This window comes from Klebsiella sp. CN_Kp073 (genome assembly GCF_040065495.2).
Taxonomy (GTDB): Bacteria; Pseudomonadota; Gammaproteobacteria; order Enterobacterales; family Enterobacteriaceae; genus Klebsiella; species Klebsiella aerogenes.
This window is the reverse complement of the sequence record NZ_CM198051.1, coordinates 1305957-1331689: the sequence shown is the minus strand read 5'-3', so window position 1 is coordinate 1331689 and position 25733 is coordinate 1305957. Positions and strand designations below refer to the sequence as shown.

Genomic DNA, 25733 nt, shown 5'->3' with positions numbered 1-25733 from the left:
AAACTTCGGGGGGATATTCTATACGCAACGACAAGGGATGTCGTTAGTTTGGATGGATTTAAATACTAAATAATTCGCGCTGCCATTATTGCACCGGCAGCGCGAATTAAGACGAGGAATTAGTGGATGCCGCCGATGCGCGATAAACGTACGCCGGTTGGCCACTCACCTTCCTGTTTTTCGAAGCTCATCCAGATGGCGGTGGCTTTACCCACCAGGTTCGCTTCCGGCACGAAGCCCCAGTAACGGCTGTCGGCGCTGTTGTCGCGGTTGTCACCCATCATGAAGTATTCACCCGGCGGAACGACCCATGTCGCCAGCGGCTGACCGGACTGACGATAGTACATCCCCACCTGATCCTGAGCGATAGGTACCGTCAGAATACGGTGGGTCACTTCGCCCAGCGTCTCTTTGCGCTCGGTCAGACGAATACCGTCGGCTTTGGTTTCGCCTTTTGGCAGCTGCCAGAAACCGCTGGTGGCTTCACCGCCGTTGCGACGGGAGAAGGTCTGAACGAAATCGCTCGGCTCAACGTTTGAGTAGGTGATCGGCAAGGCGCTCCCGCATGCCTGGCCCGACGCGCAGCCAGGCTCAATCGTCACCTGTTTAGCCACCGGATCGTAAGTGACTTTATCCCCCGGCAGACCAACCGCACGCTTGATGTAGTCAAGGCGCGGATCTTCCGGATATTTAAACACCACGATGTCGCCACGCTTCGGATGGCCGGTTTCGATCAGCGTTTTCTGGTAGATCGGATCTTTAATGCCGTAGGCGAATTTCTCCACCAGGATAAAATCGCCAATCAGCAGAGTCGGCATCATCGAACCTGACGGGATCTGGAACGGCTCATAGATAAACGAACGCACAATCAGCACAATCGCCAGCACCGGGAAGATCGAGGCGCCGGTTTCCAGCCAGCCCGGTTTTGGGCCAACCTTCTTCAGCGTTTTCTTGTCCAGCTGATCGCCAGTCGCTGCCTGAGCAGCGGCCTGACGTTCACGACGTTTTGGTGCGAATATGAACTTATCCAGACACCACAACAGCCCTGTCACAAGGGTCGCAATGACCAGAATCAGGGCAAACATGTTCGCCATGCCAACTCCTTAGATTATTTGCCGTCTTTACCAACGTGCAGAATGGCGAGGAACGCTTCCTGCGGCAGTTCAACGTTACCAACCTGTTTCATACGCTTCTTACCTTCTTTCTGCTTCTGCAGCAGCTTTTTCTTACGGCTGACGTCGCCGCCGTAGCATTTCGCCAGGACGTTTTTACGCAGCTGTTTCACGGTAGAGCGCGCGATGATGTGGTTACCGATGGCCGCCTGAATCGCGATATCAAACTGCTGACGCGGGATCAGCTCTTTCATCTTCTCGACCAGCTCGCGGCCACGATACGGCGCGTTGTCGTTGTGCGTGATGAGCGCCAGCGCATCGACGCGCTCGCCGTTGATCAGCACGTCGACGCGCACCATGTTGGAAGCCTGGAAGCGCTTGAAGTTGTAATCCAGCGATGCATAGCCGCGGGAGGTCGACTTTAGACGGTCGAAGAAATCGAGGACCACTTCCGCCATCGGGATTTCATAGGTCAGCGCAACCTGTTTGCCGTGGTAAACCATGTTGGTTTGCACGCCGCGTTTCTCGATACACAAGGTAATCACGTTGCCGAGGAACTCTTGCGGCAGCAGCATGTGACATTCGGCGATCGGCTCACGCAGTTCCTGAATATTATTCAGCGGCGGCAGCTTCGATGGACTATCGACGTAGATAACCTCTTTAGAGGTGGTTTCTACTTCATAGACTACCGTCGGCGCGGTGGTAATCAGATCCAGATCGTATTCACGCTCCAGACGCTCCTGAATGATTTCCATGTGCAGCAGACCGAGGAAGCCGCAGCGGAAGCCGAAGCCCAGCGCCGTTGAGCTTTCCGGCTCGTAGAACAAGGAAGCATCGTTCAGACTCAGTTTACCCAGCGCATCGCGGAAGTTCTCATAGTCATCAGAGCTCACCGGGAACAGACCGGCGTAGACCTGCGGCTTCACTTTTTTGAAGCCCGGCAGCGCTTTATCCGCTGGATTACGCGCCGCGGTCAGGGTATCGCCCACCGGCGCGCCGAGGATGTCTTTAATGGCGCAAACCAGCCAACCCACCTCGCCGCATTTCAGTTCGGTACGGTCAACCTGTTTCGGGGTGAAGATGCCAAGACGGTCGGCGTTATAGACCTGACCGGTGCTCATCACCTTAATTTTGTCGCCTTTGCGCATGGTGCCGTTTTTAATACGCACCAGCGACACGACGCCTAAATAGTTATCGAACCAGGAGTCGATAATCAGCGCCTGCAGCGGCGCGTCCGGATCGCCTTCCGGCGGCGGAATATCGCGTACCAGACGTTCCAGCACATCCGGCACGCCAACACCGGTTTTCGCCGAGCAGCGAACCGCGTCGTGAGCGTCGATACCGACGATATCTTCAATCTCGTCCGCTACGCGCTCAGGGTCGGCGGCAGGCAGGTCGATCTTGTTAAGAACCGGGACGACTTCGAGGTCCATTTCCATCGCGGTATAGCAGTTCGCCAGAGTCTGGGCTTCTACGCCCTGCCCGGCGTCAACCACCAGCAGCGCGCCTTCGCACGCCGCCAGGGAGCGCGATACTTCATAGGAGAAGTCAACGTGGCCCGGAGTGTCGATAAAGTTGAGCTGATAGGTTTCACCATCGCTGGCTTTGTAATCCAGGGTGACGCTCTGCGCCTTGATGGTAATGCCACGCTCACGTTCAAGGTCCATGGAGTCCAGAACCTGGGCCGCCATTTCGCGATCAGAAAGGCCACCGCAAATCTGGATGATACGGTCAGACAGCGTCGACTTACCGTGGTCGATGTGAGCGATGATCGAAAAGTTACGTATATTCTTCATATTTAGAGTTAATTATGCCTTACGAGTCTCATGAGGCCGCTGTTCTGTGCCTGACGTTTTTTAATCCGAAAACGCCGCATTCTACACTACATCCGCGAAACCAGGAAATGCTGTTAGATCCAGCATAACGGCAGAATTGTGGCGTTGTATCAGGAAGCGTAAATAAAGATGAGGGACAGTGAAATCACTGCCCCATTTCAGAGGAAGGCGTATCAACGCGCAGCAGATCCGGCGGTAAACCGACGCTTAAAATCACCGGCTGCCACGACTGGCGAGCAGCCAGCTTCGGCGACAGCCCGCGCGCCACCAGGAACCCGCCGACGCCGCCAAGCAACGCGCCGCACAGCGAAGCAATATCGCTGGCAAACAGCACCTGGAAAATCGACGCCATCACAAACAGCCCGAACAGCGGCGCCATGTATACCAGCAGCGCCGAACCCAGCAGGCTGCTTTCAGCAATGCCCAGTTCCACTTTTTGCCCGGCCGTCAGCGGCTGGTCGCAGGGAACGCTTATGGTATGGCTGGTTTGCGGCCCCAGTTTATTGAGCACCCGGCTACCGCAGCCAGCGCGCGAGGCGCAGCTGCTGCAAGAGGCTTTAACATCGCAGTGAACCTGCGCCACGCCGTTGTGCCAGGAGACGACAGTCGCCCACTCTTTGATCATTGCGCGGCCCTGAACTTAATGCTGTCTGAGATACGTTTTGCCGTTTGCGGCGGTAATTCGCCAACCACCGAGATTTCGGCGTTATCGCGTACCGAAGTGCTGACGGTACGGCGACCGGTGCGCAGCAGCTGATCGCTGCTGTTAGCCGTCGCGCGATTAACGTTAACGGAGAAGCTAAACAGACCGTCGGAATAGAGACGAGACTCGACCGGACCGTCGAAGGTCGGTAAACGACGCTGGCTGCTGGAAACTTCCGTCACGCCCTGCGGCAGCCAGGTTGGCGCCCAGTTAAAGTTGGCTTTATTGCCGCTTTCCGGAACCGACAGCTGCGGCGGCAGGCTGGCTTTCGACAGCGCTTCCATACTCGAGCTTACGTTATCACCGATATTGAATGAGACCACCCGAAACTGCTCCAGGGTTTCACCGTCGCGGTCGAGCAAGTCGACGCGCAGCGGCAGCTTGGTCTCGGCATCCAGCCACGCAATGTAGCTGTAGCGCGTGCCGTCGCGGGCCACCACGCGCACTACATCGCACAGGCGATCGGCGATACGCGTCCGGCCAACGGAGATGAAATCATAATACGAGGCCAGCTTTTTGAAATCGGTGTACACCAGAGACGGCAAGGAATCGACGATATAGTCGCCGTTCAGGGTGAAGGGATCGAGACCGGGTTCAAAATAGCTGATTTCAGTACCGCGCAGCACCACTTCCCGACGCGGACCGTCGAGCTGTAGCAACTGAGCAAGGGGCTGGTTGTTCAACCGCACGTGACGATAGCGCAGCGACTCAACGCCCTGTTTGTTGATACTGACAAAAGACAGCTCGTAATTGAGGGACTGGCTGGCCAGGTTCATCTGCTGCAACAACGCCCCGGACGATGTATCAGCCGAGGCGTTGGTGGAGAAGAACAGGCTGCCTGCCATGAGCGACATGGCACACCAAAGTTGCTTCATTACTGCGATTGCGTTCCTAAAGTTTGATAACCCGGCACCTGAACAGCGGCTTGCTGAGTCTGGGCCTGGCCAAACTGAAGCTGCTCAGCGTGCAGGCGACGCTGCAATTCATAGTCCTGCAGCATAGCATTAATACGACGACGTTGCTCCTGAACCTGCGCCTGCTGACCGCTACCGGCGGAGGCATCGGCCGGAACGCCCAGGCTAACCGGGCTGGCTTTGCCCATCATCGGCATGGTGTTGAAGACTGGCGCTTCCGGCTGCTGGGAGGCATCGGAGTGTCCGTTATACTGCTGGACACCGACGATCACAGCCAGAGACACGCACGCTGCCACGCCCATTTGGGTAAGCGAGCTGGCCCACGGGCGCACTTTCTGCCAGAAAGGCATCTGACGCCACTGGTGTGGAGCGGGTTGAGATTCAGGAATAAGCGGCGCAACCTGACGAGCAGGTTCGTTCTCGATGGCGGCCATTACGCGAGCTGAGATATCGAATTGGAGCATCTCGGCGGTATCGCCTCGCAGCGTGTCGCGGATGAGATGGTAGCTCTCCCAGGTTTTTTGCATTTCAGAAGAACGACTCAGCTCATTGAGCAGCTCGTTATCCAGCGTTTCACCATCCATTAAGGCCGAAAGTTTTTCTTTCTGCATGCCTGATACCCTTTTCCAGTATTCCGCTATCGTCAACGCCTGATTAGCGGTTGAACTTTATTATCAATAGCTTCACGTGCCCGGAAGATACGCGAACGTACCGTGCCAACCGGACAATCCATGATGGCGGCTATTTCTTCATAGCTCAGGCCATCCAGCTCCCGTAACGTAATTGCCATGCGTAAATCTTCCGGGAGCGATTCAATGGTACGAAAAACTATTTGTCTCAGCTCTTCTGACAACATTAAGTTCTCAGGGTTCGAAATTTCTTTCAATGCCCCGCCGCTTTCGAAGTTTTCCGCCTCGTTGGCGTCTACATCGCTTGATGGCGGACGGCGTCCCTGAGCAACCAGATAATTCTTTGCCGTGTTTACGGCGATACGATACAACCAGGTATAAAAAGCGCTATCCCCCCGGAAAGAATCCAGCGCACGCCACGCCTTCACGAACGATTCCTGAACAACGTCAGCGATATCGCCCGGCGGTACATAGCGGGAGACCAGGCTTGCCACCTTGTGCTGATAGCGTACTACCAGTAGGTTAAAGGCTTTCTGATCTCCTTTCTGGACCCGTTCAACAAGGACCTGATCCGTTAACTGCTCGCTCATCCGAGGTAATGTCTCCCCAAACCCAATTCCCATGCGTATTCAGAACACCACCCAAGCACTGCATTATGAGCAAGCAGTCGTTTGGAGTGTCTGAACACAATAAAGTTCCGTTACGCTTTTGATTTTTGTCTGACAACGGTGGACTGATTGTTATCTCTCATTATAAGTCCCGTTGTTCAACGCCAGGTAAGCTAATGAAGAAAAAGCGCAAGGCCCGCCTGAAGGGTAACGTAACCCAACTTATTTTTCACTATAAAATCTGAAGGTAACGGCCTGCTTCGCAAATATTTTCTTTCGTTTACATATTTTCTTTTCCGCCAGCTTTGTTTAGCCCGCACAACTATTCACGAAAATAATTGTACGATTTGGCCCCATCAGGTGCTATGGTGACGCCATTGTGTTTAGTAAATTAAACAGAAGCTATGAAGACGACTCCTGACTTTTCCTGTGATGTGTTGATTATCGGCAGCGGCGCTGCCGGATTGTCTCTGGCGCTGCGCCTGGCGGAACGCCACGCGGTCACCATACTAAGCAAAGGGCCGGTTAGCGAAGGCTCGACGTTCTACGCCCAGGGTGGGATTGCCGCCGTTTTCGATGAAACCGATAGCATTGAATCCCACGTCGAAGATACGCTCATCGCCGGGGCCGGTCTTTGTGACCGCCATGCCGTCTCCTTTGTCGCCAGCAACGCCAAACCCTGCGTACAGTGGCTTATCGATCAAGGGGTACTGTTTGATACCCAGGTTCAGGCCAACGGTGAAGAGAGCTACCATCTGACGCGTGAAGGCGGCCATAGCCATCGGCGGATCCTGCATGCCGCCGATGCCACCGGTAAAGAGGTAGAGACGACGCTGGTCGGCAAAGCGCTGGCGCATCCGAATATCACCATTCTGGAGCGTAGCAACGCGGTTGACCTGATTATCTCCGATAAGATTGGTCTGCCGGGTACCCGGCGGGTCGTCGGCGCATGGATCTGGAATCGTAATAAGGAAAAGGTAGAAACCTGCAGCGCAAAAGCCGTGGTGCTGGCGACCGGCGGCGCCGCGAAAGTCTATCAATACACCACCAACCCTGATGTCTCCTCCGGCGACGGCATCGCCATGGCCTGGCGCGCGGGGTGCCGTGTGGCCAATCTCGAATTTAACCAGTTCCACCCTACCGCGCTGTTTCATCCACAGGCGCGAAACTTCCTCTTAACGGAAGCCCTACGCGGTGAAGGCGCGCTGCTAAAACGGCCCGACGGTAGCCGCTTTATGCCGGACTTCGACGAGCGTGGCGAACTGGCTCCGCGCGATATCGTCGCCCGCGCCATCGACCATGAGATGAAACGCCTCGGCGTCGACTGCATGTATCTGGATATTAGCCATAAGCCCGAAGCGTTTATTCGCCAGCATTTCCCGATGATTTATGAAAAGCTACTCGGCCTTGGCATCGATTTAACCAAAGAGCCGGTACCGATCGTGCCTGCCGCCCACTACACCTGCGGCGGCGTGATGGTGGATGATAACGGACGTACCGACGTTGACGGCCTGTACGCCATCGGCGAGGTGAGCTACACCGGGCTGCACGGCGCCAACCGCATGGCCTCGAACTCATTACTGGAGTGTCTGGTGTACGGCTGGTCGGCCGCCGAGGATATTGCGAAACGCCTGCCGCTGGCGCAAGCGGCGGAACAGCTGCCGCCGTGGGATGAAAGCCAGGTTGAGATCCCGGATGAACTGGTGGTGATTCAACATAACTGGCACGAACTGCGCCTGCTGATGTGGGATTATGTCGGAATCGTGCGTACCACCCGCCGGCTGGAAAGGGCCCTGCGGCGCATTACTATGCTGCAGCAGGAGCTGGATGAGTATTACGCGCGTTTTCGCGTCTCCAATAATTTACTGGAACTGCGCAATCTGGTGCAGGTGGCCGAGCTTATCGTGCGTTGCGCCATGCAGCGTAAAGAGAGCCGCGGCCTGCACTATACGCTCGACTACCCGGACACGCTGGCCGAGAGCGGCCCGTCAATCCTCTCGCCGCTCACTCACATAAAAAGATAGAAGTCGCGGGTCAGCGCGGTAAAGCCTTCAGAGTACTGCTGCTCTGGCCCACGCACCACCAGCCGATCGCTGAAACACTCGCCGGCGCTGGGAGAGAATGCCAGCAGGACGCGATGCGGCGGACGCATTTCTGTTTCCGCCACGTCGGTGCGTAAGCGCAAATGCCATCCCATCGCTTTTGCCCGTTCGACAAACGCATTACCAATATCCACCGGCAGCACTACGCAGAAAAAGCCCTCCTCGGTAATCAGATCCGCAGCGCAGGCGAGCAGCGTCGTATGATCGAGCGAGGTGGTGTAACGCGCCTGTTCGCGCTGCGACGTCGCGCAAGGGACGCCTTCGGCAAAAAACGGCGGATTGCTGACAATGAGCTCATAGCGCCGCGGCGGCTGCGGCTGCCACTGCTGAATCGGCGCCTGAAATACCGCGATACGTCCAGACCAGCTGCTGGCCGCCACGTTATCCCGCGCCTGCGCCGCGGCCTCTTCATCCAACTCCACCGCATCCAGTTGTACCGACTCCGCGGTACGCTGGGCTAACATTAATGCCAGTAAACCGCTACCGGCGCCGATATCCAGCACGTGCTTCACCTGAGCAATCGGCGCCCAAGCGCCCAGCAGAATACCGTCGGTACCGACTTTCATGGCGCAGCGATCGTGGGCGACGAAAAATTGTTTAAAGGTAAAACCATTGCGCGGCAGCGCAAACTTCGACTGAGACATCCTCAAAAACCTTGCTGGCGAAAACGGCTGTGCTTAAGGCTATGCACAATACCGGAGAACAGATAGCCTTACAAACAGATGAACATTACGTCAGTAACGTCTATAATCGGCGGCCCACTCAGAGGTAGAACATGACTGTAACGACTTTTTCCGAACTTGAACTCGACGAAAACCTGCTGGAAGCGCTCCAGGATAAAGGTTTCACACGCCCGACAGCCATTCAGGCCGCCGCTATTCCGCCTGCGCTTGATGGCCGTGATATTCTCGGTTCTGCGCCGACAGGCACCGGTAAAACTGCGGCATATTTGCTGCCAGCGTTGCAGCATCTGCTTGATTTCCCGCGTAAGAAATCGGGGCCGCCGCGGATCCTTATCCTGACGCCGACCCGCGAGCTGGCGATGCAGGTTGCCGATCACGCCCGCGAACTGGCGAAGCATACCCATCTGGATATTGCCACCATTACCGGCGGCGTTGCGTACATGAACCACGCGGAAGTGTTCAGCGAAAACCAGGATATCGTGGTCGCCACCACCGGTCGCCTGCTGCAGTATATTAAAGAAGAGAACTTCGACTGCCGCGCGGTAGAAACGCTGATCCTTGATGAAGCGGACCGCATGCTGGACATGGGCTTTGCCCAGGATATCGAAACCATCGCCGGTGAAACCCGCTGGCGCAAGCAGACCATGCTGTTTTCCGCCACGCTGGAAGGCGATGCAATTAAAGACTTTGCCGAACGCCTGCTGGAAGAGCCGGTTGAAGTTTCCGCAAATCCGTCGACCCGCGAACGTAAAAAAATCCACCAGTGGTACTATCGCGCCGATGATATCGAGCATAAAACCGCGCTGCTGGTTAATCTGCTGAAGCAGCCGGAAGCAACCCGCTCTATCGTGTTCGTGCGTAAACGCGAGCGCGTTCATGAACTGGCGGCCAAGCTGCACGAATCAGGCATCACCACCTGCTGGCTGGAAGGCGAAATGGTGCAGATCAAACGTAACGAAGCGATTAAACGCCTGACCGATGGTCGCGTGAACGTGCTGATTGCCACCGACGTCGCCGCGCGCGGTATTGATATTCCGGATGTCAGCCACGTGTTTAACTTCGATATGCCGCGCACCGCCGATATCTATCTGCACCGTATTGGCCGTACCGGCCGTGCTGGTAAGAAAGGCACCGCTATTTCGCTGGTTGAAGCGCACGATCATCTGCTGCTGGGCAAAATCGGCCGCTACGTTGAAGAACCGCTGAAAGCTCGCGTGATTGATGAATTGCGACCGAAAACCCGCGCGCCGAGCGAGAAGTTAACCGGTAAGCCATCGAAGAAAGTGCTGGCGAAACGCGCCGAGAAAAAAGAGAAAGAAAAAGAGAAGCCGCGGGTCAAGAAACGCCACCGCGATACCAAAAACATCGGTAAGCGTCGTAAGCCAAGCGCTGCCGGGACGCCGTCAACGTCTAACGAAGAGTAAAAAAAACGCCGGGATATCCCGGCGTTTTCACATCTGGCTTTAGCCTTACAGGCTTTCGGTAAAGGTACGAGCGATAACGTCGCGCTGCTGTTCCGGAGTCAGAGAGTTAAAACGTACCGCGTAGCCGGAAACACGAATGGTCAGCTGCGGGTATTTTTCCGGGTGCTCAACGGCATCCAGCAGGGTTTCGCGACGCAGCACGTTCACGTTCAGGTGCTGACCGCCTTCCACGCGGACTTCCGGTTTCACGTCTACCGGGATTTCACGGTATTCGATTTCACCCAGTTTGCTCACCGCAACCACGTCATCTTCCGCAAAACCACCTTTGGCGCACAGGCAGCGCGCTTCGCCTTTTTCGCTATCCAGCAGCCAGAAAGAGTTCAGCAGGTCGTCGTTTGCCGCTTTAGTAATTTGGATACCAGTAATCATTTGATGCCTCCCAGGCAGTGTTTATTCGATTTTGGCCTCTTTGCGGCCAATTGGTAAAACCATTGTTGTATGAGTGTATATATATCAGCCACACACCCGGCATTCATTGATTTAAATCAACAAAAACCACTCACTCAAAGTGGGTATATGAGGATAGTATTGTTTTACATCAAGTTACGCCAGTAGGTGTCATAAAAAATTTTGTAAATTTTCAATTTTTTTTATGCGCAACCAGTCAGGAATGACGTCGCGATTTTGTTATGCAGAAAGAAGCAGTTAAGCTATGGGCATGACACTTTGCAGGAGAGCGAGATGACCACCCCATTAACCTGGCACGACGTGCTGGCGGAAGAGAAGCAGCAGCCCTATTTTCTCAACACCCTCAAGACCGTCGCCGAAGAGCGTCAGTCCGGCATGACTATCTATCCGCCGCAGAAAGATGTCTTTAACGCCTTTCGCTATACCGAACTGGGCGAGGTCAAAGTGGTCATCTTAGGTCAGGATCCCTATCACGGCCCGGGACAGGCGCACGGTCTGGCCTTTTCTGTTTTACCGGGAGTACAGATACCGCCGTCGCTGCTGAACATGTATAAAGAGCTGGAAGGCACCATCCCCGGCTTTCAGCGCCCGGCGCATGGTTATCTGGAAAGCTGGGCGCGCCAGGGCGTGCTCCTGCTTAATACCGTGTTAACGGTACGCGCCGGTCAGGCGCATTCACACGCCAGTCTCGGCTGGGAAACCTTTACCGATAAAGTGATAGCGCTGATTAACCAGCATTGTGAAGGAGTGGTATTTCTGCTGTGGGGCGCGCACGCGCAGAAGAAAGGCGCCATTATCGATCGCCAGCGCCATTGCGTCCTGAAGGCGCCGCACCCATCGCCGCTGTCGGCGCACCGCGGTTTCTTCGGCTGCAACCACTTTGTGCAAACCAACCAGTGGCTGGCCGAACGCGGCGAGGCGCCCATTGACTGGATGCCGGTGCTGCCCGCTGAAAGCGAGTGAGCGACGACAATAAAAAAGCCAGCATCAGCTGGCTTTTTGCATTCAGAGACCGATATCAGGCCTTATTCTGACGCCACCATTCCGCCAGCAGCACGCCGGTCGCCACGGAGACGTTAAGACTTTCGACATTGCCGGTGCCGTCGATGGCGACGTTGAGGTCAGAGCTGGAGATCGCCGCATCGGACAGACCGTCACGCTCCTGGCCTAATACCAGCACCATTTTTTTCGGCAGCTCGGCCTTAAACAGCGGCGTACCGTTATGGCTGGAGGTCGAGACGATAGCGTAGCCAGCCTGACGGAACTGCGTCAGGGTATCGATAAAGCTGTCGCCGGTGATCGGCTCAACATGTTCCGCGCCGCCTTCTGCAGTGCGGATCGCCGCGCCAGACTCCAGCACGCCGGCATCCTGCACTACCACACCTTTCACGCCAAAATGCGCGCAGCTACGCATAATCGCGCCGAGGTTGTGCGGGTTGCCAACATCTTCCAGCGCCAGTACGCAATCTTCGGCTTCTGCTTTCGCCACCCACTGGGCCACGGAAGTACCATGACGTTTTTTGATCAGGAAGCAGACGCCGCCGTGGTGTTCGGTACCAGACGCTTTCGCCAGCTCGGCTTCGTCCACTACGTGGTAGGCCTTACGGTTGGCCGCCATCCAGCGCAGCGCCTCTTTAAAGCGCGGGGTGACGCTCTGGATAAACCAGGCGCGTACGATGGCTTCCGGACGGCTCTGGAACAGCGCCTGACAGGCGTTCTCGCCGTAGACTCGGGTCTCTTCCGCGCGCTGACGACGCAGCACTTCCGGATCGATAAAGCTCTTACCGCTGATGCCGCCGTGATCTTCTTTTACCGGCGTCTCATCGCCAGGAGCGCGGGAAACGGTGCGCCACGGGGACGCATCATCGCGATTAAAATCATTACGCTTGCGATCGTCGCGTTTGCGATCGTCGCCGCGGCTGTTACGTTCATCGCGCGCAGGGCGGCTGCGGCCGTCAACACGTGATTTTCCTGGACGCCCTCCCCCTTTCCCGGTACGCGGGTTATGGGTACGTTTGTCAGAATCATCATCACTGCGGACATACATCACTTTGACCTTGCCGCTTTTATTTTTCAGTTCGTCGCTCATCTATTTTCTCCACCTGCGCTGCGCGAAGCGCGAAGATTACCCGATGTATCTTCACTTAGCCATTATTTCATTTAAAAGCCTTGGTCTATTGTAACCATCGAACAAAAGACATTGTCCTTTATTCGCGCCTAATCGATAATATGTAACATTACAGAAACAAATCGGCCACGTGCCGCGCTGCAACCCCATAACCAGAGGTTAGTTATGAATACCGTTTGTGCCAGTTGTCAGGCTCTTAACCGCATCCCCGAAGACCGTAGCGCCGATGGCGCCAAGTGCGGGCGCTGCGGCCACGATCTCTTTGACGGCGATGTCATCAACGCGACCGGGGCAACGCTGGATAAACTATTAAAGGACGATCTGCCAGTCGTGATTGATTTCTGGGCCCCGTGGTGCGGTCCATGCCGTAGCTTCGCGCCGATCTTTGAAGATGTGGCTGAAGAGCGCAGCGGCGAAATGCGTTTTGTGAAAGTGAACACCGAAGCCGAACGCGAACTGAGCGCTCGCTTCCGCATCCGTAGCATTCCAACCATTATGATGTTCAAAAATGGTGAAATGGTCGACATGCTGAATGGCGCCGTCCCCAAAGCGCCGTTCGATAGCTGGTTGAACGAAGCCAACCAACAGTAAAGCCGCCGGGGCACCGCTTGTGCCCCGTTTTCTCCTCTGCGACAATAGCGTTTTTCATTAGCGACTCCCATGATTGATAACGCTGTCCTTCGCCTGCGCGCAGAACGCCTCGCGCGCGCAACCCGGCCTTTTCTTGCTCGCGGCAACCGTATCCGCCGCTGTCAGCGCTGCCTGCTCCCCCTAAAACAGTGTCTGTGCGCAACGCTGGCGCCAGTGCCCGCCGACAGCCGCTTTTGCCTGGTAATGTTCGACACCGAGCCGATGAAGCCCAGCAATACCGGACGTCTTATCGCCGATATTCTGCCCAATACCGAAGCGTTTCAGTGGTCGCGTACCGAGCCGCCGCAGGCGTTGCTCGATCTGGTCGCCAACCCTGATTATCAGCCCATGGTCGTCTTTCCGGCCTCTTATGCCGGAGCGGATCGTCAGGTACTGAGCGCCCCGCCGGAGGGTAAGCCGCCGTTGTTCATTATGCTCGACGGCACCTGGACGGAAGCACGGAAAATGTTTCGCAAAAGCCCGTATCTCGATGCGCTGCCGGTAATCTCAGTCGACCTGTCGCGCATCTCAGCCTATCACCTGCGCGAGGCCCACGCCGACGGTCAGTACTGTACGGCGGAAGTCGCCATTGCTCTGCTGGATTTAGCCGGCGACGCACAGGCGGCTGCCGCGCTTGGCGATCACTTTAGTCTGTTCAGAAGCCGCTATCTGGCGGGAAAAACGCAGCATAAGGGCAGTATCACAGCACAACAGGCTGAAAGCGTTTAAAATCATTCGGTCACTGGGGATTAAAGGAGACCGGAATGAGCCAACGAGGCCTGGAAGCACTGCTGCGGCCAAAATCGATCGCCGTCATTGGCGCATCGATGAAACCGCAGCGCGCTGGCTATTTAATGATGCGCAACCTGTTGGCCGGCGGTTTTAATGGCCCGGTCCTGCCGGTGACGCCCGCCTGGAAAGCGGTGCTTGGCGTACTGGCGTGGCCGACTATCGACAGCCTGCCTTTTACTCCGGATCTGGCGGTGCTCTGTACTAATGCCCGTCGCAACCTCGAGTTGCTCGAGGCCTTAGGGCGGAAAGGGTGTAAAACCTGCATTATCCTCTCTTCACAGCCGGACCAGTACCCGGCGCTGCTCGAATGCGCCGCCCGTTATCAAATGCGTCTACTCGGCCCCAACAGCCTGGGGCTCCTGGCGCCGTGGCAGGGCCTCAACGCCAGCTTCTCGCCGGTGCCTATCCAGCGCGGCAAGCTGGCGTTTATCTCGCAATCCGCCGCCGTCTCCAACACCATTCTGGACTGGGCGCAGCAGCGTGAAATGGGCTTCTCGTACTTTATTGCGCTGGGCGATAGTCTTGATATCGACGTCGACGACCTGCTCGATTTTCTCGCCCGTGATAGCAAGACCAGCGCCATTCTGCTCTATCTGGAGCATCTCAGCGATGCGCGGCGTTTTGTCTCCGCCGCCCGTAGCGCCTCGCGTAATAAACCCATTCTGGTCATCAAAAGCGGCCGCAGCCCGGCGGCGCAGAAATTGCTGCATGTAAACTCAGGAATGGATCCCGCCTGGGACGCCGCTATTCAGCGGGCGGGGCTACTGCGCGTGCAGGACACCCACGAGCTCTTTTCCGCCGTTGAAACCCTGAGCCATATGCGCCCATTGCGCGGCGAAAAACTGATGATCATCAGTAATGGCGCGGCGCCGGCGGCGCTGGCGTTGGACGAACTGTGGCTGCGTAACGGTAAGCTCGCCACGCCTAGCGAGGCAACCAGCAACCAGCTCAAACAGACGTTACCGACAGGCGTCGAGGTTGCTAATCCTCTGGATCTGCGCGATGACGCCAGCAGCGAGCATTATCTCAAGGCGCTGAATGTGTTGCTGGATAGCCAGGATTATGATGCGCTGCTGGTGATCCACTCCCCCAGCGCCGCGGCGCCGGGTACCGAAAGCGCGCTGGCGTTGATTGATGCCCTTAAGCGTCATCCGCGCGGGAAATACGTTACGGTGCTGACGAACTGGTGCGGAGAGTTCTCCTCCCAGGAGGCGCGACGGCTATTTAGCGAAGCCGGCATTCCAACCTATCGCACGCCTGAGGGTACCATTACCGCCTTTATGCATATGGTGGAATACCGTCGCAACCAGAAACAGCTACGGGAAACGCCGGTATTGTCCGATACGTTGACCGCCAATACCGCCGAGGCCCACACGCTATTGCAGCGCGCGCTGAGCGAAGGCGCGACCTCACTGGACACCCATGAAGTCAGCCCGGTGCTACGCGCCTACGGCATCCATACTCTGCCCACCTGGATTGCCGCCGACAGCGCCGAAGCGGTACATATCGCCGAGCAGATTGGCTACCCGGTGGCGTTGAAGTTACGTTCGCCGGATATTCCACATAAATCTGAAGTTCAGGGCGTTATGCTCTATTTACGAACCCCTGCTGAAGTCCAGCAGGCGGCGGACGCGATTATCGACAGGGTAAAAATGGCCTGGCCGCAGGCGCGTATTCATGGCCTGCTAGTCCAAAGCATGGCCAACCGCGCCGGGGCGCAGGAACTTCGGGTCGTCGTCGAGCATGACCCGCTTTTTGGCCCGTTGATCATGCTTGGCGAAGGCGGTGTCGAGTGGCGAGCGGAAAATCAGGCCGCGGTCGCCCTGCCGCCGCTGAATATGAACCTGGCGCGTTATCTGGTGATCCAGGCCATTAAGAGCAAAAAAATCCGCGGACGCAGCGCGCTGCGCCCGTTAGATATTCCCGGTCTTAGCCAGTTGCTGGTGCAGGTCTCTAATCTGATCGTCGATTGCCCCGAGATCCAGCGGTTGGATATTCACCCCTTGCTTGCTTCCGGCAACGAGTTTACCGCCCTCGACGTCACCCTCAGCCTGGCGCCATTTAGCGGCGACAGCGAAAGCCGGCTGGCAGTCAGACCCTATCCGCAACAGTTAGAAGAATGGGTGGTGATGAAAAACGGTGAACGCTGCCTGTTCCGGCCGATCCTGCCTGAGGATGAACCTCTGCTATTGGCTTTTATCGAACAGGTCACTAAAGAAGATCTCTATTACCGCTACTTCAGCGAGATCAACGAATTCACCCATGACGACTTAGCCAATATGACCCAGATCGACTACGATCGTGAAATGGCCTTTGTTGCGGTACGCGCTACGGAGCAAGGAAGCGAGATCCTTGGCGTGACCAGAGCGATTTCCGATCCTGATAACATTGATGCCGAGTTTGCCGTACTGGTACGCTCGGATCTGAAAGGTTTAGGTCTGGGGCGACAGCTCCTTGAAAAGCTTATCGCCTATACGCATGGACACGGATTACAGCGCTTAAATGGCATCACCATGCCAAATAACCGCGGCATGATAAGCCTTGCCAGAAAACTTGGCTTTGCCGTAGATATCCAGCTAGAAGACGGAATTGTGAGCCTGTCTCTTGCGCTGAATACGTTACATTCGGTGACAAGCGACAGCAATTAATGACCACATTCGCGGGTAGTGATGTTATTATTGCCCGCTTACGTCGTCTGCATGGTACAGAAGACCCTTCAATAAACAGAGAAGAAACGCACTGTGATGTTGTCAAAATTTAAGCGTAATAAACATCAACAACACCTTGCCCAACTCCCTAAGCTCTCTCAGTCAGTTGATGATATCGAGTTCTTTTACGCGCCGGCTGATTTCCGCCAGGCGCTACTGGCAAAGATAGCCCACGCCACCCAGCGTATTTGCATTATTGCGCTCTACCTTGAGCAAGATGATGGCGGAAAAGGAATACTGCAAGCCCTGTACGACGCCAAACGTCAACGTCCGGAACTGGACGTGCGCGTGCTGGTTGACTGGCATCGCGCCCAGCGCGGCCGCATCGGCGCTGCAGCCTCCAATACCAATGCCGACTGGTACTGTCGTATGGCCCAGGAAAATCCTGGGATTGATATCCCGGTCTATGGCGTCCCGGTCAATACCCGTGAAGCGCTCGGCGTGCTCCATTTTAAAGGCTTCATCATCGACGATAGCGTCATCTATAGCGGCGCCAGCCTGAACGATGTGTACCTGCATCAGCATGATAAATATCGCTACGATCGCTATCAGTGCATCCGCAACGGCAAGATGGCCGATGTCATGTTCGACTGGGTCGAGCACAACCTGGTACAGGGTCGCGGCGTGAATCGTCTCGATCGCCCGGATCGGCCGAAAAGCCCGGAAATCAAAAATGATATTCGCCTGTATCGCCAGGATCTGCGCGAAAGCGGCTATCACTTCACCGGCAATGCCGATGAAGAACAATTATCAGTCACACCGCTGGTCGGGCTCGGTAAATCGAGCTTGCTCAACAAGACTATCTTCCACCTGATGCCGTGTGCGGAACACAAGCTGACAATCTGCACCCCGTATTTCAACCTGCCCGCCGTACTGGTCAGAAATATTATTTCTCTGCTACGCAGCGGCAAAAAAGTGGAAATCATCGTCGGCGATAAGACCGCGAACGACTTCTATATCCCGGAAGATCAGCCGTTTAAAATCATCGGCGCACTGCCTTATTTGTACGAAATTAACCTGCGACGCTTCCTGAGCCGCCTGCAGTATTATGTGAATACCGATCAGCTCATCGTGCGTTTATGGAAAGATGACGATAACAGCTACCATCTAAAGGGTATGTGGGTTGATAACGAATGGATGCTGTTAACCGGCAATAACCTCAATCCGCGCGCCTGGCGGCTGGACTTGGAAAATGCCGTGCTTATCCACGATCCTAAACATCAACTGCGCGAAATGCGGGAAAAGGAGCTTCAGCTCATCCGTACGCATACGACGGTAGTGAAGCATTATCGCGATCTGCAAAGCATCGCCGACTATCCGGTGAAGGTGAAAAAGCTCATTCGCCGTCTGCGACGTATCCGCATCGACCGTCTTATTAGCCGCATTCTTTAAATCAATGCCCCGTTTACGGGGCTTTTTTTCAGGAAGCACTATGCGTCATCTTGTTATTTTTGCCCCTTTACTGCTTGGCGGCTGCAGCCATATGGCCAATGATGCCTGGAGCGGTCAGGACAAAGCCCAACACTTTCTCGCGTCGGCAATGCTCTCCGCGGCCGGCAATGAATATGCGCAGCATCAGGGATACAGCCGCGATCGCAGCGCCGCCATCGGTCTGATGTTTTCCGTTAGTCTGGGGGCATCAAAAGAGTTATGGGACAGCCGCCCGGCAGGGAGCGGCTGGAGCTGGAAAGATTTCGCCTGGGATGTCGCCGGCGCCACTACCGGCTATGCGGTGTGGCAACTGGCGCATCAATAAGGTTACAAACGCAGACCCTTCCCTTTACCGTGCAGCATCAGAGACACCAGGAAGGCAATCGCCGCCATCGCCGTCACGTACCAGTAGAAGGCATTCTCCATTCCCGCAGATTTAAGCGACAGCGCGACGTATTCCGCTGAACCACCGAACAACGCGTTTGCTACCGCATAGGACAAGCCCACGCCCAGCGCGCGAACCTGTGCCGGAAACATTTCCGCCTTCAGGATCCCGCTGATGGAAGTGTAGAAGCTGACAATCAGCAACGCACAAATCACCAGGGCAAATGCGGCATATGGAGAGCTGACATTTTGCAGCGCGCTAAGGATAGGCACGGTAAACAGCGTCGCCAGCACGCCGAAACACAGCATTGAAGTGCGGCGACCCACTTTATCCGAGAATGCGCCAAACAGCGGCTGTACCAGCATATACACGAAAAGCGCCGCCGTCATAATCATGCTGGCGGTGCTGGCCGACATGCCGGCGGTATTCACCAGATATTTTTGCATGTAGGTGGTGAAGGTGTAAAAAGTCAGCGAGCCGGCGGCGGTAAAGCCCAGCACCATGACAAAAGCCCGGCGATTACGCCACAAACCTTTAAAGGAACCGGCCTCTTTCAGCGCTCGGGTTTCCTGTTTCGAGGTTTCATCCAACTGACGGCGCAGCCACAGCGCGACGATGGCCAGTACGGCGCCCAGAGCAAAAGGTATACGCCATCCCCAGGCATGCAAGTCTTCATCACTGAGGATTTGCTGTAGCGCGACAACGACCAGTACCGCCAGCAGTTGACCGCCAATTAACGTAACGTACTGGAAGGAGGCGTAGAATCCTTTCTTTCCTTCTACTGCCACTTCACTCATGTAGGTCGCGCTGGTGCCATATTCCCCGCCAACGGACAGGCCCTGGAACAGACGTGCCAGCAGGAGCAAAGCCGGTGCCCAGGTGCCGATAGTGGCGTATCCCGGTAGACAAGCAATTACCAGCGAGCCGAAGCACATCATGCATACCGAAATAAGCATTGAGGCTTTACGTCCGCGACGGTCAGCAATGCGGCCAAACAGCCAGCCGCCGATGGGGCGCATCAGGAAGCCAGCGGCAAAAACTCCGGCGGTTTGTAACAATTGAGTAGTGGTATTTCCTGAAGGGAAAAAGATGTGCGCAAAATAGAGTGAGCAAAATGAATAGACATAAAAATCAAACCATTCCACCAGGTTCCCTGAAGATGCGCCCACAATTGCCCATACTCGGCGCCGGGTATCTCCCTGTTCCAGGGCCCCCTGCTCGTTAATACTGCTTTCTGTCATTGTAATTTTGCTCCAGCAAAGACCGTAATCTGTCTCATCGGGCGTGACACGTCACTTCGACAAATTAATTAGTGAACCAAATGTTATATAATTGTTATTTATTTATATGTGATTGTATTCACATTTTTTTTCGTAACACCGCTTTTCGCGATTAACGTCAGTACATGCGCAATGAAAAAGAGAATTATGGCGAAGTGGGTACAACGACGGGGTTTTATATGGCTTTGAATGAAGGTGAGCGTGTGGATATGGCGCGATCTTCCCCGCAGGAAGTGCGGATCTGTAGCCCCGGTAAGCGCAGCGCCACCGGGGAGATGGCGGCGCGTCTGGCCGCAAAAGACAAAAGCAGAAAGCCAGGTCTTCCGACTGAGCCTTTCGTTTACGTTGCTATGGCAGCGGCTTTTCCCGGAGGCGGTGCTGCGCACCTTTTCCGGGCTACGGGTTGCTACGCCGGTCTGTAGCCCCGGTAAGCGCAGCGCCACCGGGGAGCTATACGCCACACAGCAAAAAACCCCGCACCTTCCGGTACGGGGTTTTTCTTATTTGATGCCTGGCAGTTTATGGCGGGCGTCCTGCCCGCCACCCTCCGGGCCGTTGCTGCGCAACGTTCAAATCCGCTCCCGGCGGATTTGTCCTACTCCGGAGAGCGCTCACCGACAAACAACAGATAAAACAAAAGGCCCATTCTTCCGACTGAGCCTTTCGTTCTATTTGATGCCTGGCAGTTCCCTACTCTCACATGGGGAGACCCCACACTACCATCGGCGCTACGGCGTTTCACTTCTGAGTTCGGCATGGGGTCAGGTGGGACCACCGCGCTATCGCCGCCAGGCAAATTCTGTTTTATCAGCCCGTCATTACGACGCACTGATTAATCTGTATCAGGCTGAAAATCATCTCAAATCCGCCAAAACAGCTTCGGCGTTGTAAGGTTAAGCCTCACGGTTCATTAGTATCGGTTAGCTCAACGTATCGCTACGCTTACACACCCGACCTATCAACGTCATCGTCTTTAACGTTCCTTCAGGAGACTTAAAGTCTCAGGGAGAACTCATCTCGGGGCAAGTTTCGTGCTTAGATGCTTTCAGCACTTATCTCTTCCGCATTTAGCTACCGGGCAATGCCATTGGCATGACAACCCGAACACCAGTGATGCGTCCACTCCGGTCCTCTCGTACTAGGAGCAGCCCCCCTCAATTCTCCAGCGCCCACGGCAGATAGGGACCGAACTGTCTCACGACGTTCTAAACCCAGCTCGCGTACCACTTTAAATGGCGAACAGCCATACCCTTGGGACCTACTTCAGCCCCAGGATGTGATGAGCCGACATCGAGGTGCCAAACACCGCCGTCGATATGAACTCTTGGGCGGTATCAGCCTGTTATCCCCGGAGTACCTTTTATCCGTTGAGCGATGGCCCTTCCATTCAGAACCACCGGATCACTATGACCTGCTTTCGCACCTGCTCGCGCCGTCACGCTCGCAGTCAAGCTAGCTTATGCCATTGCACTAACCTCCTGATGTCCGACCAGGATTAGCTAACCTTCGTGCTCCTCCGTTACTCTTTGGGAGGAGACCGCCCCAGTCAAACTACCCACCAGACACTGTCCGCAACCCCGATTAGGGGCCAACGTTAGAACATCAAACATTAAAGGGTGGTATTTCAAGGTTGGCTCCACGCAGACTGGCGTCCACGCTTCAAAGCCTCCCACCTATCCTACACATCAAGGCTCAATGTTCAGTGTCAAGCTATAGTAAAGGTTCACGGGGTCTTTCCGTCTTGCCGCGGGTACACTGCATCTTCACAGCGAGTTCAATTTCACTGAGTCTCGGGTGGAGACAGCCTGGCCATCATTACGCCATTCGTGCAGGTCGGAACTTACCCGACAAGGAATTTCGCTACCTTAGGACCGTTATAGTTACGGCCGCCGTTTACCGGGGCTTCGATCAAGAGCTTCTCCTTACGGATAACCCCATCAATTAACCTTCCGGCACCGGGCAGGCGTCACACCGTATACGTCCACTTTCGTGTTTGCACAGTGCTGTGTTTTTAATAAACAGTTGCAGCCAGCTGGTATCTTCGACTGATTTCAGCTCCACCCGCAGGGGCTTCACCTACATATCAGCGTGCCTTCTCCCGAAGTTACGGCACCATTTTGCCTAGTTCCTTCACCCGAGTTCTCTCAAGCGCCTTGGTATTCTCTACCTGACCACCTGTGTCGGTTTGGGGTACGATTTGATGTTACCTGATGCTTAGAGGCTTTTCCTGGAAGCAGGGCATTTGTTACTTCAGCACCGTAGTGCCTCGTCATCACACCTCAGCGTTAAAAGGTACCGGATTTACCTGGAACCTCCGCCTACATGCTTAAACCGGGACAACCGTCGCCCGGCTAACATAGCCTTCTCCGTCCCCCCTTCGCAGTAACACCAAGTACAGGAATATTAACCTGTTTCCCATCGACTACGCCTTTCGGCCTCGCCTTAGGGGTCGACTCACCCTGCCCCGATTAACGTTGGACAGGAACCCTTGGTCTTCCGGCGTGCGGGCTTTTCACCCGCATTATCGTTACTTATGTCAGCATTCGCACTTCTGATACCTCCAGCAACCCTCACAGGTCACCTTCGCAGGCTTACAGAACGCTCCCCTACCCAACAACACATAGTGTCGCTGCCGCAGCTTCGGTGCACAGTTTAGCCCCGTTACATCTTCCGCGCAGGCCGACTCGACCAGTGAGCTATTACGCTTTCTTTAAATGATGGCTGCTTCTAAGCCAACATCCTGGCTGTCTGTGCCTTCCCACATCGTTTCCCACTTAACTGTGACTTTGGGACCTTAGCTGGCGGTCTGGGTTGTTTCCCTCTTCACGACGGACGTTAGCACCCGCCGTGTGTCTCCCGTGATAACATTCTTCGGTATTCGTAGTTTGCATCGGGTTGGTAAGTCGGGATGACCCCCTAGCCGAAACAGTGCTCTACCCCCGAAGATGAATTCACGAGGCGCTACCTAAATAGCTTTCGGGGAGAACCAGCTATCTCCCGGTTTGATTGGCCTTTCACCCCCAGCCACAAGTCATCCGCTAATTTTTCAACATTAGTCGGTTCGGTCCTCCAGTTAGTGTTACCCAACCTTCAACCTGCCCATGGCTAGATCACCGGGTTTCGGGTCTATACCCTGCAACTTAACGCCCAGTTAAGACTCGGTTTCCCTGCGGCTCCCCTATACGGTTAACCTTGCTACAGAATATAAGTCGCTGACCCATTATACAAAAGGTACGCAGTCACACCATAAAGGTGCTCCCACTGCTTGTACGTACACGGTTTCAGGTTCTTTTTCACTCCCCTCGCCGGGGTTCTTTTCGCCTTTCCCTCACGGTACTGGTTCACTATCGGTCAGTCAGGAGTATTTAGCCTTGGAGGATGGTCCCCCCATATTCAGACAGGATACCACGTGTCCCGCCCTACTCTTCGAGTTCACAGCCTGTGCATTTTGGTGTACGGGACTATCACCCTGTACCGTCGGACTTTCCAGACCGTTCCACTAACACACAAGCTGATTCAGACTCTGGGCTGCTCCCCGTTCGCTCGCCGCTACTGGGGGAATCTCGGTTGATTTCTTTTCCTCGGGGTACTTAGATGTTTCAGTTCCCCCGGTTCGCCTCGTTAACCTATGTATTCAGTTAACGATAGTGTGACGAATCACACTGGGTTTCCCCATTCGGACATCGCCGGCTATAACGGTTCATATCACCTTACCGACGCTTTTCGCAGATTAGCACGTCCTTCATCGCCTCTGACTGCCAGGGCATCCACCGTGTACGCTTAGTCGCTTAACCTCACAACCCGAAGATGTTTCACTTCTGATTGCGAAAATTTGAGAGACTCGAACACACATTGACTGTGTGTCGTTTCAATTTTCAGCTTGATCCAGATTTTTAAAGAGCAAATATCTCAAACGTCACCCGAAGATGAGTTTTGAGATATGTCGGCGCGCGTCTTTCACTCACGAACCAGCAAGTGGCGTCCCCTAGGGGATTCGAACCCCTGTTACCGCCGTGAAAGGGCGGTGTCCTGGGCCTCTAGACGAAGGGGACACTGAAGTCTCAATCGCAAGACGCCTTGCTTCTCTACTTTCATCAGACAATCTGTGTGAGCACTACAAAGGCAGGTTCTTTAAGGTAAGGAGGTGATCCAACCGCAGGTTCCCCTACGGTTACCTTGTTACGACTTCACCCCAGTCATGAATCACAAAGTGGTAAGCGCCCTCCCGAAGGTTAAGCTACCTACTTCTTTTGCAACCCACTCCCATGGTGTGACGGGCGGTGTGTACAAGGCCCGGGAACGTATTCACCGTAGCATTCTGATCTACGATTACTAGCGATTCCGACTTCATGGAGTCGAGTTGCAGACTCCAATCCGGACTACGACATACTTTATGAGGTCCGCTTGCTCTCGCGAGGTCGCTTCTCTTTGTATATGCCATTGTAGCACGTGTGTAGCCCTACTCGTAAGGGCCATGATGACTTGACGTCATCCCCACCTTCCTCCAGTTTATCACTGGCAGTCTCCTTTGAGTTCCCGGCCGGACCGCTGGCAACAAAGGATAAGGGTTGCGCTCGTTGCGGGACTTAACCCAACATTTCACAACACGAGCTGACGACAGCCATGCAGCACCTGTCTCAGAGTTCCCGAAGGCACCAAAGCATCTCTGCTAAGTTCTCTGGATGTCAAGAGTAGGTAAGGTTCTTCGCGTTGCATCGAATTAAACCACATGCTCCACCGCTTGTGCGGGCCCCCGTCAATTCATTTGAGTTTTAACCTTGCGGCCGTACTCCCCAGGCGGTCGACTTAACGCGTTAGCTCCGGAAGCCACGCCTCAAGGGCACAACCTCCAAGTCGACATCGTTTACGGCGTGGACTACCAGGGTATCTAATCCTGTTTGCTCCCCACGCTTTCGCACCTGAGCGTCAGTCTTTGTCCAGGGGGCCGCCTTCGCCACCGGTATTCCTCCAGATCTCTACGCATTTCACCGCTACACCTGGAATTCTACCCCCCTCTACAAGACTCTAGCCTGCCAGTTTCGAATGCAGTTCCCAGGTTGAGCCCGGGGATTTCACATCCGACTTGACAGACCGCCTGCGTGCGCTTTACGCCCAGTAATTCCGATTAACGCTTGCACCCTCCGTATTACCGCGGCTGCTGGCACGGAGTTAGCCGGTGCTTCTTCTGCGAGTAACGTCAATCACTAAGGTTATTAACCTTAATGCCTTCCTCCTCGCTGAAAGTACTTTACAACCCGAAGGCCTTCTTCATACACGCGGCATGGCTGCATCAGGCTTGCGCCCATTGTGCAATATTCCCCACTGCTGCCTCCCGTAGGAGTCTGGACCGTGTCTCAGTTCCAGTGTGGCTGGTCATCCTCTCAGACCAGCTAGGGATCGTCGCCTAGGTGAGCCATTACCCCACCTACTAGCTAATCCCATCTGGGCACATCTGATGGCATGAGGCCCGAAGGTCCCCCACTTTGGTCTTGCGACGTTATGCGGTATTAGCTACCGTTTCCAGTAGTTATCCCCCTCCATCAGGCAGTTTCCCAGACATTACTCACCCGTCCGCCGCTCGTCACCCGAGAGCAAGCTCTCTGTGCTACCGCTCGACTTGCATGTGTTAGGCCTGCCGCCAGCGTTCAATCTGAGCCATGATCAAACTCTTCAATTTAAGTTTGATGCTCGTGAATTAAACTTCGTAATGAATTACGCATGTTCACTCAGAGACTTGGTATTCATTTTTCGTCCGAGGACGTTAAGAATCCATGTCACTTTGAGTGCCCACACAGATTGTCTGATAAATTGTTAAAGAGCAGTTGCAACGCGGCTTTCAGCTCACCGTTGCGAGGTCCCGTATATTACGTTTTCCTCATTCAGAGTCAAGCGCTTATTTCG

Annotated in this window: 19 protein-coding genes, 1 tRNA gene and 3 rRNA genes; 8 read left to right on the top strand and 15 right to left on the bottom strand. The window is 55.0% G+C overall.

Features of this window, described 5'->3' with window-relative positions; all coding sequences use genetic code 11:
* Positions 1-119: 119 nt before the first annotated feature.
* The 7 genes from lepB to rseD all read right to left on the bottom strand — a co-directional run bounded on the left by lepB (position 120) and on the right by rseD (position 5842).
* Positions 120-1094 carry a signal peptidase I gene (gene lepB, locus ABLV66_RS06530; RefSeq protein WP_045392778.1) on the bottom strand — a complete coding sequence of 325 codons (975 nt, stop codon included), beginning with the start codon at positions 1092-1094 and terminating at the stop codon, positions 120-122.
* A gap of 14 nt (positions 1095-1108) precedes the next feature.
* Positions 1109-2908, bottom strand: coding sequence for a translation elongation factor 4 (gene lepA / locus ABLV66_RS06525; protein WP_008803765.1), 1800 nt, complete (start codon positions 2906-2908; stop codon positions 1109-1111).
* Positions 2909-3092: 184 nt separating this feature from the next.
* Positions 3093-3572, bottom strand: coding sequence for a SoxR-reducing system protein RseC (gene rseC, locus ABLV66_RS06520; RefSeq protein WP_045392781.1), 480 nt, complete (start codon positions 3570-3572; stop codon positions 3093-3095).
* Positions 3569-4525 (bottom strand): sigma-E factor regulatory protein RseB, encoded by a 957-nt coding sequence (gene rseB / locus ABLV66_RS06515; RefSeq protein WP_045392783.1) that lies wholly within the window; start codon positions 4523-4525, stop codon positions 3569-3571. The genes rseC and rseB overlap by 4 nt, the downstream gene beginning before the upstream one ends.
* On the bottom strand, positions 4525-5175 hold the full coding sequence (rseA, locus tag ABLV66_RS06510) for an anti-sigma-E factor RseA (RefSeq protein WP_015370285.1): 651 nt from the start codon (positions 5173-5175) through the stop codon (positions 4525-4527). The genes rseB and rseA overlap by 1 nt, the downstream gene beginning before the upstream one ends.
* 32 nt (positions 5176-5207) lie before the next feature.
* Complete coding sequence (rpoE, locus tag ABLV66_RS06505; protein ID WP_002914074.1) at positions 5208-5783, bottom strand: RNA polymerase sigma factor RpoE; 576 nt, start codon at positions 5781-5783, stop codon at positions 5208-5210.
* The gene (gene rseD, locus ABLV66_RS06500) at positions 5780-5842 is read right to left on the bottom strand and encodes a rpoE leader peptide RseD (RefSeq protein WP_350425049.1); all 63 of its coding nucleotides are present in this window, start codon (positions 5840-5842) and stop codon (positions 5780-5782) included. The genes rpoE and rseD overlap by 4 nt, the downstream gene beginning before the upstream one ends.
* A gap of 363 nt (positions 5843-6205) precedes the next feature.
* Between rseD and nadB the strand changes: the two genes are divergently transcribed.
* Complete coding sequence (gene nadB, locus ABLV66_RS06495; RefSeq protein WP_047043373.1) at positions 6206-7825, top strand: L-aspartate oxidase; 1620 nt, start codon at positions 6206-6208, stop codon at positions 7823-7825.
* Here the strand turns inward: nadB and trmN are convergent.
* Positions 7810-8547, bottom strand: coding sequence for a tRNA(1)(Val) (adenine(37)-N(6))-methyltransferase TrmN (trmN, locus tag ABLV66_RS06490; RefSeq protein ID WP_049061051.1), 738 nt, complete (start codon positions 8545-8547; stop codon positions 7810-7812). The genes nadB and trmN overlap by 16 nt on opposite strands.
* Before the next feature lie 131 nt (positions 8548-8678).
* Between trmN and srmB the strand changes: the two genes are divergently transcribed.
* On the top strand, positions 8679-10010 hold the full coding sequence (srmB, locus tag ABLV66_RS06485; RefSeq protein WP_348876942.1) for an ATP-dependent RNA helicase SrmB: 1332 nt from the start codon (positions 8679-8681) through the stop codon (positions 10008-10010).
* Positions 10011-10055: 45 nt separating this feature from the next.
* On the opposite strand, the gene grcA is transcribed toward srmB, so the two are convergent.
* A complete protein-coding gene (gene grcA / locus ABLV66_RS06480; protein ID WP_002914084.1) occupies positions 10056-10439 on the bottom strand; it encodes an autonomous glycyl radical cofactor GrcA in 384 nt (127 codons plus the stop codon).
* A gap of 312 nt (positions 10440-10751) precedes the next feature.
* Between grcA and ung the strand changes: the two genes are divergently transcribed.
* Entirely contained in the window at positions 10752-11441 is a 690-nt protein-coding gene (ung, locus tag ABLV66_RS06475) for a uracil-DNA glycosylase (RefSeq protein ID WP_020078167.1), read from the top strand.
* Positions 11442-11496: 55 nt separating this feature from the next.
* Here the strand turns inward: ung and ABLV66_RS06470 are convergent, their stop codons facing one another.
* Positions 11497-12567 (bottom strand): tRNA/rRNA methyltransferase, encoded by a 1071-nt coding sequence (locus tag ABLV66_RS06470; protein ID WP_015703188.1) that lies wholly within the window; start codon positions 12565-12567, stop codon positions 11497-11499.
* A 204-nt stretch (positions 12568-12771) separates the two neighbouring features.
* Here ABLV66_RS06470 and trxC point away from each other — a divergent pair, with 204 nt between their 5' ends.
* The 5 genes from trxC to ABLV66_RS06445 all read left to right on the top strand — a co-directional run bounded on the left by trxC (position 12772) and on the right by ABLV66_RS06445 (position 18492).
* A complete protein-coding gene (gene trxC, locus ABLV66_RS06465; RefSeq protein ID WP_015370277.1) occupies positions 12772-13197 on the top strand; it encodes a thioredoxin TrxC in 426 nt (141 codons plus the stop codon).
* A gap of 69 nt (positions 13198-13266) precedes the next feature.
* Positions 13267-13965 (top strand): tRNA-uridine aminocarboxypropyltransferase, encoded by a 699-nt coding sequence (gene tapT / locus ABLV66_RS06460; RefSeq protein WP_047043367.1) that lies wholly within the window; start codon positions 13267-13269, stop codon positions 13963-13965.
* Positions 13966-14000: 35 nt separating this feature from the next.
* Complete coding sequence (locus ABLV66_RS06455) at positions 14001-16676, top strand: bifunctional acetate--CoA ligase family protein/GNAT family N-acetyltransferase (RefSeq protein ID WP_348876941.1); 2676 nt, start codon at positions 14001-14003, stop codon at positions 16674-16676.
* A gap of 96 nt (positions 16677-16772) precedes the next feature.
* On the top strand, positions 16773-18128 hold the full coding sequence (pssA, locus tag ABLV66_RS06450) for a CDP-diacylglycerol--serine O-phosphatidyltransferase (protein WP_348876964.1): 1356 nt from the start codon (positions 16773-16775) through the stop codon (positions 18126-18128).
* A gap of 40 nt (positions 18129-18168) precedes the next feature.
* Positions 18169-18492 (top strand): YfiM family lipoprotein, encoded by a 324-nt coding sequence (locus ABLV66_RS06445; RefSeq protein ID WP_045392800.1) that lies wholly within the window; start codon positions 18169-18171, stop codon positions 18490-18492.
* A 2-nt stretch (positions 18493-18494) separates the two neighbouring features.
* On the opposite strand, the gene ABLV66_RS06440 is transcribed toward ABLV66_RS06445, so the two are convergent.
* From ABLV66_RS06440 to ABLV66_RS06420, 5 genes are all read right to left on the bottom strand, one after another.
* Positions 18495-19793, bottom strand: a complete 1299-nt coding sequence (locus ABLV66_RS06440) for an MFS transporter (RefSeq protein WP_045392803.1) — start codon at positions 19791-19793, stop codon at positions 18495-18497.
* Between the two features lie 716 nt (positions 19794-20509).
* A 5S ribosomal RNA gene (rrf, locus tag ABLV66_RS06435) occupies positions 20510-20625 on the bottom strand.
* Positions 20626-20721: 96 nt separating this feature from the next.
* Positions 20722-23626 (bottom strand): 23S ribosomal RNA (locus ABLV66_RS06430).
* Positions 23627-23808: 182 nt separating this feature from the next.
* A tRNA-Glu gene (locus ABLV66_RS06425) sits at positions 23809-23884 on the bottom strand.
* An 85-nt stretch (positions 23885-23969) separates the two neighbouring features.
* Positions 23970-25509, bottom strand: a 16S ribosomal RNA gene (locus ABLV66_RS06420).
* Together the 16S, 23S and 5S rRNA genes with 1 tRNA gene alongside form the textbook arrangement of a ribosomal RNA operon.
* Positions 25510-25733 lie beyond the last annotated feature (224 nt).

Bases quoted from the DNA above. Each gene is read 5' to 3' on its own strand.
- lepB (WP_045392778.1), bottom strand. From the start codon at position 1,094: ATGGCGAACATGTTTGCCCTGATTCTGGTCATTGCGACCCTTGTGACA.
- lepA (WP_008803765.1), bottom strand. From the start codon at position 2,908: ATGAAGAATATACGTAACTTTTCGATCATCGCTCACATCGACCACGGT.
- rseC (WP_045392781.1), bottom strand. From the start codon at position 3,572: ATGATCAAAGAGTGGGCGACTGTCGTCTCCTGGCACAACGGCGTGGCG.
- rseB (WP_045392783.1), bottom strand. From the start codon at position 4,525: ATGAAGCAACTTTGGTGTGCCATGTCGCTCATGGCAGGCAGCCTGTTC.
- rseA (WP_015370285.1), bottom strand. From the start codon at position 5,175: ATGCAGAAAGAAAAACTTTCGGCCTTAATGGATGGTGAAACGCTGGAT.
- rpoE (WP_002914074.1), bottom strand. From the start codon at position 5,783: ATGAGCGAGCAGTTAACGGATCAGGTCCTTGTTGAACGGGTCCAGAAA.
- nadB (WP_047043373.1), top strand. From the start codon at position 6,206: ATGAAGACGACTCCTGACTTTTCCTGTGATGTGTTGATTATCGGCAGC.
- trmN (WP_049061051.1), bottom strand. From the start codon at position 8,547: ATGTCTCAGTCGAAGTTTGCGCTGCCGCGCAATGGTTTTACCTTTAAA.
- srmB (WP_348876942.1), top strand. From the start codon at position 8,679: ATGACTGTAACGACTTTTTCCGAACTTGAACTCGACGAAAACCTGCTG.
- grcA (WP_002914084.1), bottom strand. From the start codon at position 10,439: ATGATTACTGGTATCCAAATTACTAAAGCGGCAAACGACGACCTGCTG.
- ung (WP_020078167.1), top strand. From the start codon at position 10,752: ATGACCACCCCATTAACCTGGCACGACGTGCTGGCGGAAGAGAAGCAG.
- ABLV66_RS06470 (WP_015703188.1), bottom strand. From the start codon at position 12,567: ATGAGCGACGAACTGAAAAATAAAAGCGGCAAGGTCAAAGTGATGTAT.
- trxC (WP_015370277.1), top strand. From the start codon at position 12,772: ATGAATACCGTTTGTGCCAGTTGTCAGGCTCTTAACCGCATCCCCGAA.
- tapT (WP_047043367.1), top strand. From the start codon at position 13,267: ATGATTGATAACGCTGTCCTTCGCCTGCGCGCAGAACGCCTCGCGCGC.
- ABLV66_RS06455 (WP_348876941.1), top strand. From the start codon at position 14,001: ATGAGCCAACGAGGCCTGGAAGCACTGCTGCGGCCAAAATCGATCGCC.
- pssA (WP_348876964.1), top strand. From the start codon at position 16,773: ATGTTGTCAAAATTTAAGCGTAATAAACATCAACAACACCTTGCCCAA.
- ABLV66_RS06445 (WP_045392800.1), top strand. From the start codon at position 18,169: ATGCGTCATCTTGTTATTTTTGCCCCTTTACTGCTTGGCGGCTGCAGC.
- ABLV66_RS06440 (WP_045392803.1), bottom strand. From the start codon at position 19,793: ATGACAGAAAGCAGTATTAACGAGCAGGGGGCCCTGGAACAGGGAGAT.